Here is a 16,563-nt window from a genome sequence, read left to right on the forward strand (position 1 = left end):
ATTTTCATAAAAACGATTTGGCTTCTTCTGGCAATTCTCCCAAAATTCTGGTAACTGGCGGAGCTGGTTTCATTGGCTCCCACACGGTGGTTGCGCTGGTCGAGGCTGGTTTCGAGCCGGTCATTGTCGATAACTTCGATAACTCCCAAAAATCGGCTCTCGACGGTTTGCGGGCCATACTGGGCCGCGACGTGATCTGCTACGATGCCGACTGCAACGACGCCCCGACAATGGAAGCCATTTTTCGGGATGAATCGTTTCGGGGCGTTATTCATTTTGCCGCTCATAAAGCCGTTGGCGAATCAGTGGCAAAACCGCTCAAGTACTACCGCAATAACCTCGATTCGCTGATGTTGTTGCTCGACCTGATGCCGAAATACAACGTGCCGAATTTAGTGTTCTCGTCGTCCTGCACCGTATATGGACAGCCGGAACGCCTTCCGGTCACAGAAGAAACGCCCCGGCGTCCGGCACAGTCGCCCTATGGTAATACCAAAGCCATCAGCGAAGACATTATCCGGGACGTGGTTCAGGCCAATACGCCTATCAAGGCACTGGCGTTGCGGTACTTCAATCCTGTTGGCGCACACCCGTCGGCCCTGATTGGCGAGCTGCCGCTGGGGGTTCCGGCCAATCTGGTGCCGTATCTGATGCAAACAGCCGCCGGTATTCGGCAAAACCTGACGGTTCACGGGAACGATTACAACACGCCCGACGGCACCTGCATCCGCGACTACATTCATGTAATGGACCTGGCCGAAGCACACGTGCAGGCAGTGAATGTTCTAAGCAAATCCTCCGATGAGCGCAGCTACGACGTGCTGAACATTGGTACGGGGCATGGCGAAACGGTGCTCCACATCATTAAAACGTTTGAGGAAGCAACGGGCGTTTCGCTCAGGTACACCATTGGCCCGCGCCGACCGGGCGACGTTGAGCAGGTATATGCCGATGTGACAAAAGCACAGACCGTGCTGGGCTGGACCGCCCGCCGGAGCCTGGCCGAGTCATTGCGGGATGCCTGGCGTTGGCAGAAAAAATTAAGTTCTAACGTTGTAGAATCATAAGGTTGTAGACCATGAAAATCTTAATCACCGGAGGAGCCGGTTTCATTGGGTCGCACGTGGTGCGGCTGTTTGTGACGAAATATCCTGACTACCAGATTTATAACCTCGATAAACTGACCTACGCAGGGAATCTGGCAAATCTGACCGATATTGAACATGCGCCGAATTATACGTTCGTCAAGGGCGACATTACCGACGCACAGTTTCTAAACGAACTATTTGCTGAAACAACGTTCGACGGGGTGATTCACCTGGCCGCCGAGTCGCACGTTGACCGGTCGATTACCGACCCGATGTCGTTCGTGATGACCAACGTTGTGGGTACGGTGAACCTGCTGAACACGGCCAAGGATGCCTGGAAAACCACGGGCTACGAAGGGAAGCGATTCTATCACGTTTCGACCGATGAGGTGTACGGTTCGCTGCACAATGCCGACGAGTTTTTTCTGGAAACCACGCCCTACGACCCGCAGTCGCCGTATTCGGCCTCGAAAGCTGCTTCCGATCATTTCGTGCGGGCTTACGGCAATACCTACAAACTGCCGGTAGTGCTGAGCAACTGCTCGAACAACTACGGCCCGAACCACTTCCCCGAAAAGCTGATTCCGCTGATGATTCACAACATCCAGCAGAACAAGCCGCTACCCGTATATGGCAAGGGCGAAAACGTACGCGACTGGCTCTACGTAGTCGATCATGCCCGCGCTATCGACACGATTTTTCATAACGGCAGATTAGGCGAAACCTACAACATCGGTGGTTTCAACGAGTGGAAAAACATCGACCTCGTACACCTGCTGTGTAGCATCATGGACCGCAAGCTTGGTCGGCCCGAAGGCACCTCGGCGCAACTGATCACCTACGTCACCGACCGCGCCGGTCACGACCTGCGTTACGCCATCGACGCCAGCAAGATCATGAACGAATTAGGCTGGCAACCGTCGCTTCAGTTTGAAGAAGGTCTCGAAAAAACCGTCGATTGGTTCTTAACCAACCAAGCCTGGTTAGACGACGTGACGTCGGGCCATTATCAGAAGTATTACGAAGAAATGTACGAAAACCGGTAAGTCTGTTGAATGATTGAGTGGTTAAATGATTGAGTGTAGCTAAAGACCGCATTCAATCATTTAACCACTCAATCATTCAACCACTCAATACACTATGAAAGGTATCATTCTTGCCGGCGGCTCCGGCACGCGGCTCCACCCGCTCACACTGGCCGTTAGTAAACAGCTTATGCCCGTTTACGACAAACCCATGATTTATTACCCGCTCTCGATTTTGATGCTGGCGGGCATTCGCGAAATTCTTATCATTTCGACCCCGCATGATCTGCCGCATTTTGAAAAGTTGCTCGGCGATGGCAAGCGGCTGGGATGTGAGTTCACCTACGCCGTTCAGCCCAGCCCCGACGGTCTGGCGCAGGCGTTTATCATTGGTGAAGAATTTATCGGCGACGATAAAGTGGCATTAGTGCTGGGCGATAATATTTTCTATGGCTCCGGTTTGTCGAAGTTGTTGCAGGCCAACAACGACCCTGATGGGGGCGTGGTGTATGCTTATCAGGTTCACGATCCCGAACGCTACGGCGTTGTAGAATTCGACAAAGATTTCAACGTATTGTCGATTGAAGAAAAGCCCGAAAAGCCCAAATCGCATTATGCTGTGCCGGGGCTGTATTTCTATGACAATGACGTGGTCGACATTGCCAAAAACATCAAGCCCTCGCCCCGTGGCGAACTGGAAATTACAGACGTAAATCGGGTGTATCTGGAGCGTGGAAAGCTAAAAGTAGGCGTTCTCGACCGGGGTACTGCCTGGCTCGATACCGGCACATTTGAGTCGCTGATGCAGGCGGGGCAGTTCGTACACGTCATTGAAGAGCGGCAGGGGCTGAAAATTGGTTGCCCCGAAGAAATTGCCTACCGAATGAAATTCATCGATGCCGAACAATTGGCCAACATTGCCAAACCTTTGGTGAAAAGCGGCTACGGGCAGTATCTATTAAATCTGCTTAAATAATTTCCTACCAACAGGTTTAACACACAACAAAAAACGCCGGAGCATTTGTCCCGGCGTTTTTATTAACCTAACCTATGAGATGAGAAAGTAAATTGCCTGAGCAGGAAAGTCGTTGCTGGCGTTAGCAGCCACAGCACAAAGGTAGCAGACTGGTAACGGGTGTAAGAGCGCATAATTCCCGGTTTTTGGTTGCTATTGAAAACAGGCAAAAGTCCCCACTTTACTACGTAGTTCTACGTATTAGAAGGCTTAATCGTTACCCTAATTAATTGATAATCAACATTTCCCTGCGCGTATAGAAAAGTGGTCTTTTGACCTCACACAATAATCGCTATAGCTTTGTCGTGCTTTCCGGTGATATCCATTTCCACAGCCTTAGTTAGAGTTTATTCCTAAACCTTTTTTCTTATGAGTGTATTTAGTAAAGACGCTGGTCGTTTCTTGAATCCACACGAAACCGAGTCATTGACGGGTTGCTATCGCGACCGCAAAGTGGAAGTTGGCCTCAAAGCCGACGAGTATATTCGTTCCGAATTTTTCGGTCTCAATCAGGTTATGGAACTGCTTGGTCAGGAAGGCTGCGTGGGGCTGCGTGTTCACCACGCCAAACGCTGGGAAGACGCCGACGGAAACCCTACCGAAACCGGTAAAGGCCAGCTCAAACCCCGCGTTTTGCTGACCGGCGTCTATGCCGACGGCAAAGACATGCCGATTAAAACCAGCAAAGCCGGTATGAAAGACGACGATGGTAATGGTTCATTAGGTGATGGACACACCTGCCCACCGCATTGCAAAAGCTGAGCGATAACTAACCGTTGTTTTTGATATAATGTTGTATAAACTACTACTCCAGATTGAAAAATATCCCATTGATTTTCTTTCTCATCTGAGTAGTAGTTTACCTATCATTATTGGATTAATAAGCTATAAGTATTTATTGAAGTCACATAAATTGATTATATTATTTTTTCTTTTCTACTTTCTGAAAGACTCTTTCGCCCTGTGGTTGTCTTTATTGAAACAAAATAATCTATTTATACAAAATATAGAAGTTATCATTGAAACCTGGATTTTAGCACTCATTTTATATTATGCATTTCAATCAATAACCATCCGAATAATAGGTATTCTGGTTGCCCTTGGCTGTGGTATAATTATGATAGGAACATACCAGCAAAATGAAGTATCGTCAGTTGGGTTAACACTTTTTAGAATATATTCTATCTTTTTCTGCCTGAGTTATTTTAACAAAATCCTAAAAGAGACTCGGGTAAAAAACATTTTACATCACACCTTATTTTGGTTTACGGCAGGTCTGTTGATGTATTCTGCTGGCACCTTTTTTATGGCTTTATTTAGTGATTACTGGTACGGAGATGCTAAACAAGTGCCTGATGAAGTATTTGATAAGTATTGGAATGCCACTCAATTACTATTTACCCTATTTGCTGTTTCATCGGCTTACGGGCTTTGGGTTAGCAAACACGACCGGACAAATTTGATATAGCTTCGTAGTGAGAATACTACTACATCGGTCTAATGCCCACTTAATCAATCCTTTGCAAAGTCAAAATTAATTTGACTTAAATTCGGCAACTTTAGCGTCATTAAGGCTATATAGCCACTCAAAAATGGATTCGGGCTTTGTCATTGCTGTTGGTACGGCTGTTTTGTTGATGATGGCAGTGTTCATCATCATCTTCGTAGCCTATTATCAGCAAAAACAGGCGAAGCAGCAGTTAGCCCTCAAAGAATTGCAGGAACAACACCGGCGTGCCCTTATGGACGCTACCTTCCGGGGGCAGGAAGAAGAACGCCGACGATTAGCCGAAGAACTGCACGACGGTATCGGCACAATGCTGTCGGTGACGAAGATGAGTCTTAACCAAATGGAGCGGCAACTCAACGGCGACAACCTGCGCCTGAACCTGCAAGTGCAAAAAACCCGCTCCATGATCGATGAAACCATGACCAACGTCCGGCGCATCAGCCGCGACCTGTTTCCAACCACGCTCGAACGTTTCGGCCTGCTGCCCGCCCTCGAAGAACTGGCCGACCGTGCTACCGATCAGGAATTGAGCGTACAGCTCAACTGTCCGGAGGCCATTGCCGAACTGCCGCCCTCAATCGAGCTGATGCTTTACCGGATCGCCCAGGAGTTGGTCAACAATGCCATTCGGCACGCCCGTGCCCAACACGTTGTGATTCAGTTACTTTGTATCGATGGAGAAATCCGGCTGTCGGTGCTTGACGATGGCGTAGGGTTTGATTTTGACCGAATCATGGAAGACCGTAACCGGGGATTGGGGCTGCGGAATATTGAAAGCCGCCTGAGTGTAGTAGATGGGCACGTTACCTTCGACGTATCGCCGGGCCGGGGAGCCGAAATTCATGTGCAGGTACGTCTGCCGACTGCGCAAGCTGTTGATTTATTGCGTTAATTTGTTGTCGCAGTGGCTGTTACTCACGACTAACAACTGCTTATCAACCTCCCTCGGCTATGAGAAAAATTAAACTCGCACTCTGTGACGATCATAACCTGTTTCGAGTTGGATTGGCGACCATTCTGGGACAGGTTCACGATTTTGAACTGATTCTGGAGGCTGCAAACGGGCAGGAGTTGATTGATAAAATGCCGCGCAAAATGCCTGACGTGGTATTGCTCGACCTGCAAATGCCCGTTATGGATGGCACCGCCACTGCCGACCATATTCGCCAACAGTGGCCTCTCGTAAAGATTGTTGTGCTGACCATGCACGACGAAGACCGCATGGTACTGCACCTGCTCGAAAAGGGCGTTAGCGGTTATTTGCTAAAAGATGCTGATGCGGGCGAGGTTGAAAAAGCTATTCGCAAAGTAATAGACGAAGGCGTTTACCTCAACGAGTTTGTATCGAAAGCTATGTTGCGTAAGATGACCAACAAAACTACCGTAGCCAAGCCCGTCAATGCCTTCTACAATAGTAAAATTCTCCTCTCAGAACGCGAAAAAGAAGTACTAACGCTGATTTGCGACGGCCTTTCGACCAACGAAATCAGCGAGAAAATATTCCTTAGCCCCCGTACTGTTGAAGGACATAGGCTCCGTATCCTCGAAAAAACCGGCACCAAAAACACGGCGGGCATGGTGGCCTACGCGTTCAAAAATAGCTTGGTTTGAATCAGAGAGAACCACAGGCCGGGAACCGAAATCGTAAACAGTTACGGGCGCGTAGTAGTTAGCAGAGTAGCAACACGGCTCACTGTTAACTGAAAATGAAGCGTATTCTCTACTGGTTTCGCAACGATTTGCGGCTGCACGACAACGAAGGTTTTGCCCGCGCCGTGGCTGATGCCGATGCCGTGCTGCCCGTGTTTGTATTCGATCTGCGCTGGTTCAAAGACCATAACGAACTGGGTTTCACTAAAACGGGCGTTTACCGAACTAACTTTCTGATTGAAGCCGTAACCGACCTCCGCCGGTCGTTACAGGCTAATGGAGCCGACCTGATTATACGGGTTGGGAACCCGGCAACTGTGCTGGCCGATTTGGCCGAAACTATCGGCGCTGAGGCCATTTATGCCAGTAAAGAAGTAACGCAGGAAGAAACCGACGTGGAGTCGGACCTGAGCAAGCAGCTCAAACCACTCAATATAGACATCGAATTATTCTGGCAGTCAACGCTTTACCATGTTCGCGACTTGCCGTTCTCGGTCGCTAAACTTCCCGATGTTTTCTCGCAGTTCCGTAACAAAATCGAGAAATACGCTAACGTGCGCGATTTAGTGCCAACGCCGGGTAAGGTTCGGTTATCGCCAGATTCGGCAGGTATGCCGGTTTCGCCCGGTCCTGTGCCTACGCTGGCAACGCTTGGCTTTTCGGGCGACATTGTTGCCGACGTGCGGGCGGCTGTACCATTCAAAGGGGGCGAAACCGTTGCGCTGACTCGGCTAATGCAGTACGTTTGGGAAAAAGACCTTATCAGAACCTACAAAGAAACCCGCAACGGAATGCTCGGCGAAGACTATTCGAGCAAGTTCTCGGCGTGGCTGTCGATGGGGTGTTTGTCGCCCCGGCAAGTGTATTGGGAGGTTCAGCGGTATGAGCAGGAACGCGTCAAAAACGACTCGACCTACTGGCTGATTTTTGAACTCATCTGGCGCGATTTTTTCCGGTTTGTAGCGTTGCGCTACGGCACCCGGCTCTTCAAACCAAGCGGCATCCGGCACGATATGACCAAAAAATGGCGTCGCGACCGCGATTTGTTTCTGCGCTGGGCCGAAGGCGAAACCGGTATTCCCTTCATCGACGCCAACATGCGCGAACTGAACGCTACCGGGTTTATGAGCAACCGGGGACGGCAGAATGTCGGTAGCTTTTTAGTAAAAGACCTCGGCATTGACTGGACCTGGGGCGCGGCTTATTTTGAAAGCCTGCTCGTCGATTACGACCCATGTAGCAACTGGGGTAACTGGAACTACGTAGCGGGTGTAGGCAACGACCCGCGCGAAGATCGGTATTTTAACATTTACAGTCAGGCTACGCGCTACGACGAGCAGGGCCAATATGTGAAACACTGGCTACCCGAACTGGCGCGGGTGCCGTCCGCTCAGGTACACCTGGTGTCGAATCTATCGGCGACTGAATTGGCGCAGTACAACGTTCGGCTGGGCGACTCATATCCCTTACCAGTCATCAGCCCGGCCAAGTGGCTGAAGGGCGAAAGAAACCGCTAACGTAATTTTACGTCTAATATCTCGTAGTTTTGGTCAAATTTGATCCGGTTAACAACCTTTTCCATCCAAACAAACCATGTCAAGAGTCACTATCATTGTCGTTGTCGTTCTGGTTCTGCTGGGCTTTTACGGTTGCAGTTCTTACAACGGCTTAGTACAGAAAGATACGCAGGTCGAAAACGCCTGGGCCAATGTGCAAACACAATACCAACGCCGGGCCGACCTCATCCCGAACCTCGTCAGAACCGTTCAGGGAGCCGCCAAATTTGAGCAAAGTACGCTGACCGCCGTTATTCAGGCCCGCGCCAACGCTACGGGCATCAAGCTGAGTGCCGATCAACTGACGCCCGAGAACATTCAGAAGTTTCAGGCTGCACAAGATCAACTGGGTGGTTCGCTCTCACGGTTGCTGGCAGTGGCCGAAAGCTACCCGCAGTTGAAAGCAACGCAGAATTTCTCTGAATTGCAGGCGCAGCTCGAAGGTACTGAAAACCGTATTACCGTAGCTCGCAACGACTTCAACGGCGTAGCAACGGGCTATAACCAATCGGTGCGGTCGTTCCCGAACAATATCTTCGCCGGTATTTTCGGCTTCCAGCGTAAAGGTCTGTTCGAGGCATCGCAAGCTGCTCAAAGTGCCCCAACGGTACAATTTTAAGCTATTGAGTTATCGGGTTGTAGGGTTATAACGTTGTCGTTCAGGCATCAGCTAACTTTACAACCCGATAACCGTACAACCTTATAACTTTTTATGTCTTCTCCCTTCACCCCCGAAGAGCAGCAGCGAATTGTTGAGGCTATTCGGCAGGCCGAGAAAGCCACGTCGGGCGAAATTCGGGTGCATGTTGAACCGCATTGTGCAGGTAATGACCCTGTTGCGCGGGCCATCGACGTATTTGCGCAGTTGGGTATGCATCAGACGAAACAGCAGAATGGCGTACTATTTTACTTAGCTTACGCCGACCGAAAGTTTGCCGTTATTGGCGATAAGGGTATCAATGCTGTCGTGCCTGTCGGGTTTTGGGAAGAGACTAAAGACCTGCTGCGCAATCATTTTGCCGTGGGCGATTTCGTCGGCGGGTTGCGGCAGGGCGTTGTGCAGGCCGGACGGCAACTGACGCAGTATTTTCCGTACGACGGCAGTACCGATACCAACGAACTCCCCGACGATATTTCGTTTCAATAATACTTCTGTGAACCAACCCACCATTTTTCGAAAGAGTACCCGGACGCTGCTATTGGGCGTTTGGCTGATGCTGGCGATGATACCAACGGCGGTACTGGCACAGATGCCCAGCAGTGCCGATTCGGTGATTCCGGCGCGGCCCAATCCGCCCCGCTTAGTCAATGATTTCGTGGGTATTCTGAGCCGCTCCGACCGCGATCAGTTAGAACGGAAACTGCGTGCCTACAACGATTCTACGTCTACGCAGATTACCATCGTGATTGTGCCAACTACGGAGCCGTATCCTATTGGCGACTTTGCTTTTCGGGTAGGCCGTAAATGGGGTGTTGGGCAGCAGGGTAAAAACAACGGTTTGGTGCTGGCCTGGGCCACCCAAACCCGCAAAATTTATATTGCTACGGGCTACGGCCTGGAGGGAGCTATTCCAGATGCCATTGCCAAACGCATCATTAGCAACACCATTGTGCCGGCCTTTAAGCAGGAACGCTATTACGAAGGCTTAGACGCGGCCACCACTGAGATCATTCAGCGGGCGCGGGGTGAATATGACGCCGAACCCGATGCGGGTGGCTCGGCAGATGGTCTCGAAATTGTGTTCTTCATCTTCCTGATTCTGTTCATCGTATTTGTAATCTCGCGCCGGAATCGGGGTGGGGGCAACAACCGGAATCGGGGCGGGGGCTTTTTTCCACCGGTGTTTTTCCCAACGTCTACCTATTCAGGTTGGGGTGGCTCCGGCGGAGGTAGTTTCGGCGGTGGAAGTAGTGGCGGCTTCGGCGGCTTTGGCGGAGGTAGCTTCGGCGGGGGCGGTGCCGGGGGCGATTACTGACGCTTCTCATCCCGCGAAAAAACCGCTCAGCAAAAAAGGCAGATGGTGGCAAAAGAAGGCTCGTAACTTGAGACGTTCTGTCACCATCTGCTTTTTTTATGCCCTCAACGTTACCTGCCTGTCTTCTTTTATCACTGCTTATAACCAGCGTTTTTGCCCAAACTGTTCCTGTTGTTCCCAATACGGCACAGTCGGACGTAGTAGTGCCCGACTCGCTCAAAACGACTGGTTTAGTCGCCGACGATAACGGCGGGCAGGCGGTTATTTTTCAGCCCGCCAGGAAACCCGTTACCATTCAGGCGACTGAAATTCAGGAAAAACTACGTATCGATGGGCGGTTAGACGAAGCCGACTGGCAGCGGGCCAAACCCATTCGGGGATTTACGCAGGTTGACCCCCGGCAAGGCCGACCGGCTACGTTCGACACCGACGTGCGGGTGTTGTTCAACCGGCAGTTTCTGTACATTGCTGCTTTCAACCGCGACACACTGGGGCCACGCGGTTTGCGAACGCCCAATTTTCAGCGTGATTTTCAATTTCGGGCGCACGATTTTTTCGGGGTTTCGTTCGATGGTTTCAACGACCGGCGTAATGCGATGGCTTTGATGACCAACGCTTATGCCACTCAGCGCGATCTGTTAAGTTTCGACGACCTGTTATTCGATACCGATTGGGATGGCTTCTGGAAAGTACGCACTACCCGCACCGATTCGGGCTGGGTGGCCGAAATGCAGATTCCGTGGCAAACGCTCCGCTACCCACACACCGCCGATTCAACTCAAACGTGGGGCATTAATTTTTTTCGGAATCGGCGAACCACCAACGAGTTATCGGCATGGTCGGCCTTTCCACGGGCGTTCCCGTCGGGGCTGCGCATGGACTATGCCGGGCGTATGACGGGCCTGAAACCACCGCCACCGCGCCCCAACGTCCGGGTTCAGCCGTATGTATTGCTGTCGGACGACATCTATGATGGCACCGAAGTGGGCAACAGTCGCGACACGCGCTGGAAATTGGGGGCGATATAAAATGGGCCATTAACCCTAATTCGGTGCTTGATCTGACGTTCAACACCGATTTTGCTCAGGCCGATGTTGACCGGCAGGTGAATAACCTGACGCGTTTCTCGGTGTTGTTTCCCGAACGGCGGGCGTTTTTCTTGGAAAATGCAAGCTTGTTCGGGGCAGGGTTGGGGCCAGTAAACGACTTTGGCGAGGGCGGTAATATGGTGATTCGACCATTTTTCAGCCGCCGAATCGGGCTTGATTTTCTGCCCGACGGCACCAGCACGCCCGTTCCAATTGATGCCGGAGCGCGGTATGTGTATCGATCTATACAGCGCAACTACGGCGGTATGCTGATTCGGCAGCGTGGCATTCCCGGCATTCCAACGACCGATTTTGCCGTGGCCCGTTACGTTGAGAACGTTGGCCGACAAAACCGTCTGGGTGCATTAGTTACATACAAAAACGTCCATAGCACCGATTCTGCTACGGGGCGGCAAGATGCGACGGTAGCTGTTGACGGCTTTTTTCGGCTGGGGCCTGCGCTCAACTACAGTACTATGTTGATGGGTACGCTCTCGTCGGTGCGGTCATCGCTGAATGGTACGGGGCCGGGCGTGGCGGGCTACAGCCAGTTTTTCTACCGCTCGAATCAGTTGGTAGGCTGGCTCACGCAATCGGTTGTAACAAAAAATTTCGACCCGGCAGTAGGCTTTGTATCGCGTTCCGATGTGATTTCCAATGCGATAGGCACGTTTTTAGTGAGCCGTGCCAAATGGGTGCCCAAGTGGGTGCGTAACTATGAGCCGGGTGTATTTATTGAAATTTATCACAAAGCTTCGACTGGCTATTTGCAGGAAGCGCAGTGGAATTTAAACCCACTTTGGTTTACGTTCCAGAATGCGGGCTTTCTGGGCTTGTTTGCCAATCCCACGTTTCAGCGGTTAGACGATGGCGATTTCCGCCCGCTGGGACTGGCAATTGAGTCGGGTAAATACCGGTATATCCGGTACTCGCTGCTGTTCGGCAGCGATCCGTCGAAACGGGTATCATACAGTTTTCAGGGCGAAACGGGCCGCTATTACGACGGGCAACTGAGCTATGGGCGCGGGTCGCTGGTGCTGGCTCCGGTGCCGCACGTTGCTTTCACGTTTAGCACAGAACTGAACCGTTTCAGCAACGTAGGCGGCTACACAGGCAACGTTGCTCTTTATAGCGTACAGAGCCGATTAGCTGTAAACCCGCGCCTGCAACTCATCAGCTTTATCCAGCGCAACACCTTCACCGACCGCAATGTCTGGAATATGCGACTGGCGTGGGAGTTTCAGCCACTCTCGTTCTTGTACATCGTCTACAATCGCGGAGCTTTCGCCGGATCTGTCCGTGCCACCGACCGTCAGCAGGAGCAGCACATCGTCGGAAAACTGACATACCTGAAGCAATTCTGAACCAGGATTAGCCAGGATTATCAGGAGTAAACAGGATTTATGCGCTGCGCTTGTTCGATTATCAGGTTAAACGCATTATCGAAGTTCTCGCTATTGAAAAGCCTAAACAGCCCATTTTTCGTCTGAGTAATTTTCACAACTGCCCGATAATCTCTCAAAAATTGACCACTTTTTGAGAGATTGCCAAAGAAAATTTTATTGTGCGTTCAACCTGTTCAATTATGTAAAACAAGCGCAGCGCATAAATCCTGTTTAATCCTGATAATCTCGGCTAATCCTGGTTCAGACTTCGTTCGATCAGCAGAATAAACAGGTGAATCACTTTAATATGAATCTCCTGAATGCGGTCGGCATAACCGAAGTGAGGTACGCGAACTTCAACGTCGGCCTGCCCGGCGAGTTTACCGCCGTCTTTACCAGTGAGCAACACCACGTTCATGCCTTTTTGCCGGGCAGCTTCCACGGCCCGGATTACATTGGCCGAGTTGCCGCTTGTGCTGATACCCAGCAGCACGTCGCCTGCGTTGCCCAGACCTTCGATGAAACGGGAAAATACAAACTCGTAGCCAAAATCATTGCTCACGCAGGAGAGATGGCTGACGTCGGAAATGGCGATGGCGGGGAGTGCCCGGCGATTTTCGCGATAGCGGCCCGACAATTCTTCGGCAAAGTGCATAGCATCGCAATGGGAGCCGCCGTTGCCACACGAAATAATTTTATGGCCGTTCTGAATGGCCTCACTCATCAGCCGGGCGGCTGCTTCGATGGATGCCAGATGGTCGGGGTTTTCTAAGAAAGTAGTAAGAACCGACTGAGCCTCAGTAAGTTCCTGGCGAATAATGTCGAGCATGTAATTCAGGTGTGATGTTATGGTGGTAAACAGCTATCTGTCTCAAAAGACCCAACTCCGGTATGGGAAATTCCAGCGGAGCGCAAAGCTGGCGGTCTGGTTGGTATATGTGTTCGAGCGGGCCTGACTGTCCTGAAAACGGTACATGTAACGGCCTTCCAGAAAGACATTGTGCCGAATCATATAGGAAGCCCGCACGTCGCCGTAATTGATAATTGTTTTGCGACCCTGCCCAATGAAATTCCCATCATCGCTCCGGCGGGTGTTGTAATCTTTTAGAATATTGCCCCCGTAGTTGAAATCGGGCGCAGGGTCAGTACCGGTCATCATTACGCCGAACGTGCCGTTGAGACTGAGCCGTTTACGCTGGTAACGGACAATGCCTATCCCTTCTGCAAAATTACTACCCAGCGGGTGCGCCAATGGCTGGCTGTAGTGCGCGTAGTTGGTTTGCCCCGCGTTGACTGTTGGAGAAGCCTCGTGGGCGTAGGTATAAGGCCGTGCGAGGTTCATTTCGACCTGTAGGTCAAGATTGGGTACGTTGAATGCATCGATGTATTTACCGCCAACCTGAAAAGCAAACTTATTGGTCCAGCTTCCTTTGCCCGCCATCAGGTCGCCAAGTCGAAATTCATCAAGCATAAGCTGGCTATACACTAAAAAATGCGACAGGAAATTGGCTTTGACATCGATACCAATGAAGGCGTTATCAGCACTGCCCAGATGCGACTCAACATAGCGGTACAGGATAACCGGGTTGAGGTAGCTCAAATCTACGCGGTCGCGGCTGAAAACTTCGGCTTCAAATACGCCAAAATTAATATGGTCCGACACATTAACGCTGAGGTGATGCACAGCCATAAATTTTGGCGGAATCAGGTCTTCGCCCGCCCGAAGTTCTACCTGCGTATTTTGCAGATGCGTGAACAGATTGGTGTACTGAAAACGCTTGCCCAACCGGGTCGAAAACTTCATGAAGAGATATTGTGGGCTATTGTCCGACAAAAACAGCGACCGATAACCATTGCCGAAAAAGTTTTTATCATGCCCAAACTGTACATTGATGACTTTCAGCGCATTAAACGTGATATACCCCCGCGCCGACAGGTAATCAACGCCGTAGGTGCCAAATCGCTTGGTGAATCCCTCGCCCGGTGCTGAGCCGCCGAGACCACTGCTTCCGCTATACGTTAAGCCATAGTCCTGAATATACGCGGGCAGAATTGCCTGATTATCCGAAAAGAAAGAGTAAAACCCCAGCTTTTTGCCAATGGTGCCACGTACTTCCAGCCCCCGTGTATTAACGAACAACTCCTGCCGATTTGAACTAACTGGCTCGGTTTGGCGGGACACGCTTTCCATACCCAGCCCTAAGTGCAACACTGGATTGACATGCAAATCGATGTCGGGCGTTTGCAGGCTATAGAAATCAGCTTTTTTACGATAAAAGTGCTTCAGAAATGGCTGACGGCTATCGCCCACCGACGGGGCAGGCAGCAGGTGTCGGGTAAACGGGTCTGACCGGGCCGTATCGCGTTTTACGCTGACCCACTCCCAACTGTCGTCGCGCAGGTAGTCATAATTGAAATAGTCTGTATCCGATAAATCGCGATTCGCGTTGTTCAGCAGGCTATCGGTTAACTGAATAACACTGTGTCGATTATACGGCTTTACCGAACTGTGAAACCCTTCAGCCCAGCGGTTTTGGCGAATCTCGAGCCGATCAATCAGATGATAGTAATCCGTGTTGAGCGGAACAAACGGACTTTGCGCCTGAAGGGTAAGCGAACTTAAAAAAAAGCAATAAAGGAAAACGACGTGACGCATGTACAATACCAGCTATTCGACCCTGCTAACCTTTGCAAAAATGATGCGGTAAACCATATGAGCCGGTTAAATTAGGCAATCGGTTTGGATATACGCCAACCAAGCGACTAATTTACGCCAAAAGACGCCTTCTCCACATGTTTGTTTTTACACAACAGCCCTCGCTCATCAATCAATACATAGCCGAACTTCGCGATGTATCTATTCAGCGCGACCGGCTACGCTTTCGCCGAAACCTGGAACGCATCGGCGAACTGATGGCCTACGAAATTTCGAAAACGCTGTCGTATCACAATGTGTCTATTCCAACGCAATTGGGCATAGCGCATACGCAAGTCATTCGGCAACAGCCTGTTCTGGCTACCATTCTGCGGGCAGGAATACCGTTTCACCAGGGTTTCGCCAACTACTTCGACCAGGCCGAGAACGCCTTTGTGGGTGCGTATCGGGGCTACTCGCCCAACCAGCAGGATGAGTTTGAGATAGAAATGGACTACATTGTTGGGCCAGACTTAAGCGGCAAAACACTGATTTTGTGCGACCCAATGCTGGCAACGGGCCGTTCGCTCGAAAAAGTCTACCATGCTATGCTACGCTACGGCATTCCGGCCCAAACGCACATTGCCGCCGTCATTGCAAGCCCCGAAGGTGTTCGGCATGTACAACAGCTACTACCTCAGTGCCACCTTTGGCTCGGCGCCATTGACGACCATCTGAACGAGCATTCATACATCGTACCCGGCTTAGGCGACGCCGGTGATCTGGCCTACGGGGGGAAGGTTTGATACAAGGTGTGAAGGGATAGGGTATAAGGCCGAAAAGCGTTTGTTTATCAACGCACCTTTACAACCTATCCATTTTTATTTTACCATTCATCGTAGGTCAACGACTTCAACACCGGGATATTTCGCTTTGTCGAAGACGAAGAAGGCGTCGGGTATGTTAACGTTGGGCGTGAATTTGGTAATCGTATATGAGGTGCGTTTGCCGTCTTTGTTCAGAATGTCCCAGCTACGTACCGAACGGTCGGCTTTGTCAACGGCAATCTGGATGGTCGAGATTGGGCTTTTCGGGCGGTTTGGCTTCAGTTCAATAACTTCGAGCGTTCGCCCACCCTGTTTTTGCTCGCGCAGGAATTTGTAGTCGAACCCTCGTTTGTAGATCGAGTAAATCTGCGTCGGGTTCAGGTCGCCTGCCGCGTTGTTATCATAATCCTGCACGTTTACTTCGTTCGACTCTTTGATGTACGTAGACATCGTTTTGCCATCGGTAAACACTTCCTGTCCGCCCAGCAGCAGCCGGAATTTCTCGTTCTTCACTGTCAAATCGCCTTTATACGATTCTTTGACACCGCCCCCCGCGCTGGCGTAAGCGAATGTAGCCTGATATGATTTCAGGGCTTTGTATTTGGCACTCATCGCGTCCAGAATACTCTGTGCGCGTTTATCTTTCTGCGCCATTGCGGGCATCGACAGCACAACGGCCAGCCCAAGCATCCATGCAAATTTTCTCATTGTTATTAGAGTCGAAGTCACAAAATTGAGCAAACACAACGAGCTTACCCAATGATTAGTTGGTTGTTAGACGATACTATTGATGAAAAGTTTATTAGTC

The 16,563-nt window shown here is 50.8% G+C and carries 17 protein-coding genes; 14 read left to right on the plus strand and 3 right to left on the minus strand.

Translation table 11 applies throughout. The annotated features are described in order from the left end of the window. The first annotated feature begins 17 nt into the window (after window positions 1-17). The 13 genes from galE to AWR27_RS25875 all read left to right on the plus strand — a co-directional run bounded on the left by galE (window position 18) and on the right by AWR27_RS25875 (window position 12,272). Window positions 18-1,067 (plus strand): UDP-glucose 4-epimerase GalE, encoded by a 1,050-nt coding sequence (gene galE, locus AWR27_RS22580; protein ID WP_077133283.1) that lies wholly within the window; start codon window positions 18-20, stop codon window positions 1,065-1,067. 11 nt (window positions 1,068-1,078) lie between these two features. Continuing rightward, entirely contained in the window at window positions 1,079-2,134 is a 1,056-nt protein-coding gene (gene rfbB, locus AWR27_RS22585) for a dTDP-glucose 4,6-dehydratase (protein WP_077133284.1), read from the plus strand. A gap of 94 nt (window positions 2,135-2,228) precedes the next feature. After that, window positions 2,229-3,089, plus strand: a complete 861-nt coding sequence (rfbA, locus tag AWR27_RS22590) for a glucose-1-phosphate thymidylyltransferase RfbA (RefSeq protein ID WP_077133285.1) — start codon at window positions 2,229-2,231, stop codon at window positions 3,087-3,089. A gap of 408 nt (window positions 3,090-3,497) precedes the next feature. After that, the gene (locus AWR27_RS22595; protein WP_077133286.1) at window positions 3,498-3,890 is read left to right on the plus strand and encodes a hypothetical protein; all 393 of its coding nucleotides are present in this window, start codon (window positions 3,498-3,500) and stop codon (window positions 3,888-3,890) included. Window positions 3,891-3,918: 28 nt separating this feature from the next. Beyond that, complete coding sequence (locus tag AWR27_RS22600) at window positions 3,919-4,596, plus strand: hypothetical protein (protein WP_077133287.1); 678 nt, start codon at window positions 3,919-3,921, stop codon at window positions 4,594-4,596. 124 nt (window positions 4,597-4,720) lie between these two features. Continuing rightward, window positions 4,721-5,530 carry a sensor histidine kinase gene (locus tag AWR27_RS22605; protein WP_077133288.1) on the plus strand — a complete coding sequence of 270 codons (810 nt, stop codon included), beginning with the start codon at window positions 4,721-4,723 and terminating at the stop codon, window positions 5,528-5,530. Between the two features lie 59 nt (window positions 5,531-5,589). Next, on the plus strand, window positions 5,590-6,249 hold the full coding sequence (locus tag AWR27_RS22610) for a response regulator transcription factor (protein ID WP_077133289.1): 660 nt from the start codon (window positions 5,590-5,592) through the stop codon (window positions 6,247-6,249). Window positions 6,250-6,344: 95 nt separating this feature from the next. Then, a complete protein-coding gene (locus AWR27_RS22615; RefSeq protein WP_077133290.1) occupies window positions 6,345-7,805 on the plus strand; it encodes a DASH family cryptochrome in 1,461 nt (486 codons plus the stop codon). A gap of 76 nt (window positions 7,806-7,881) precedes the next feature. Then, window positions 7,882-8,463, plus strand: a complete 582-nt coding sequence (locus tag AWR27_RS22620) for a LemA family protein (protein WP_077133291.1) — start codon at window positions 7,882-7,884, stop codon at window positions 8,461-8,463. Window positions 8,464-8,556: 93 nt separating this feature from the next. Further along, window positions 8,557-8,991 carry a TPM domain-containing protein gene (locus AWR27_RS22625; protein WP_077133292.1) on the plus strand — a complete coding sequence of 145 codons (435 nt, stop codon included), beginning with the start codon at window positions 8,557-8,559 and terminating at the stop codon, window positions 8,989-8,991. Window positions 8,992-9,058: 67 nt separating this feature from the next. Further along, window positions 9,059-9,820, plus strand: a complete 762-nt coding sequence (locus AWR27_RS22630; RefSeq protein WP_083733031.1) for a TPM domain-containing protein — start codon at window positions 9,059-9,061, stop codon at window positions 9,818-9,820. A gap of 98 nt (window positions 9,821-9,918) precedes the next feature. Further along, complete coding sequence (locus AWR27_RS25870; RefSeq protein ID WP_232325905.1) at window positions 9,919-10,848, plus strand: carbohydrate binding family 9 domain-containing protein; 930 nt, start codon at window positions 9,919-9,921, stop codon at window positions 10,846-10,848. An 8-nt stretch (window positions 10,849-10,856) separates the two neighbouring features. Then, entirely contained in the window at window positions 10,857-12,272 is a 1,416-nt protein-coding gene (locus AWR27_RS25875) for a DUF5916 domain-containing protein (RefSeq protein ID WP_232326071.1), read from the plus strand. A 271-nt stretch (window positions 12,273-12,543) separates the two neighbouring features. Here the strand turns inward: AWR27_RS25875 and lpcA are convergent, their stop codons facing one another. Continuing rightward, window positions 12,544-13,122, minus strand: a complete 579-nt coding sequence (gene lpcA / locus AWR27_RS22640) for a D-sedoheptulose 7-phosphate isomerase (protein WP_077133294.1) — start codon at window positions 13,120-13,122, stop codon at window positions 12,544-12,546. A gap of 42 nt (window positions 13,123-13,164) precedes the next feature. Further along, a complete protein-coding gene (locus tag AWR27_RS22645) occupies window positions 13,165-14,949 on the minus strand; it encodes a hypothetical protein (RefSeq protein WP_077133295.1) in 1,785 nt (594 codons plus the stop codon). Between the two features lie 137 nt (window positions 14,950-15,086). Here AWR27_RS22645 and upp point away from each other — a divergent pair, with 137 nt between their 5' ends. Beyond that, a complete protein-coding gene (upp, locus tag AWR27_RS22650) occupies window positions 15,087-15,734 on the plus strand; it encodes a uracil phosphoribosyltransferase (protein WP_077133296.1) in 648 nt (215 codons plus the stop codon). Window positions 15,735-15,821: 87 nt separating this feature from the next. Here the strand turns inward: upp and lolA1 are convergent, their stop codons facing one another. Continuing rightward, on the minus strand, window positions 15,822-16,463 hold the full coding sequence (gene lolA1 / locus AWR27_RS22655) for an outer membrane lipoprotein periplasmic chaperone LolA1 (RefSeq protein WP_077133297.1): 642 nt from the start codon (window positions 16,461-16,463) through the stop codon (window positions 15,822-15,824). Window positions 16,464-16,563: the final 100 nt, after the last annotated feature.

The organism is Spirosoma montaniterrae (genome assembly GCF_001988955.1).
Lineage (GTDB): Bacteria > Bacteroidota > Bacteroidia > Cytophagales > Spirosomataceae > Spirosoma > Spirosoma montaniterrae.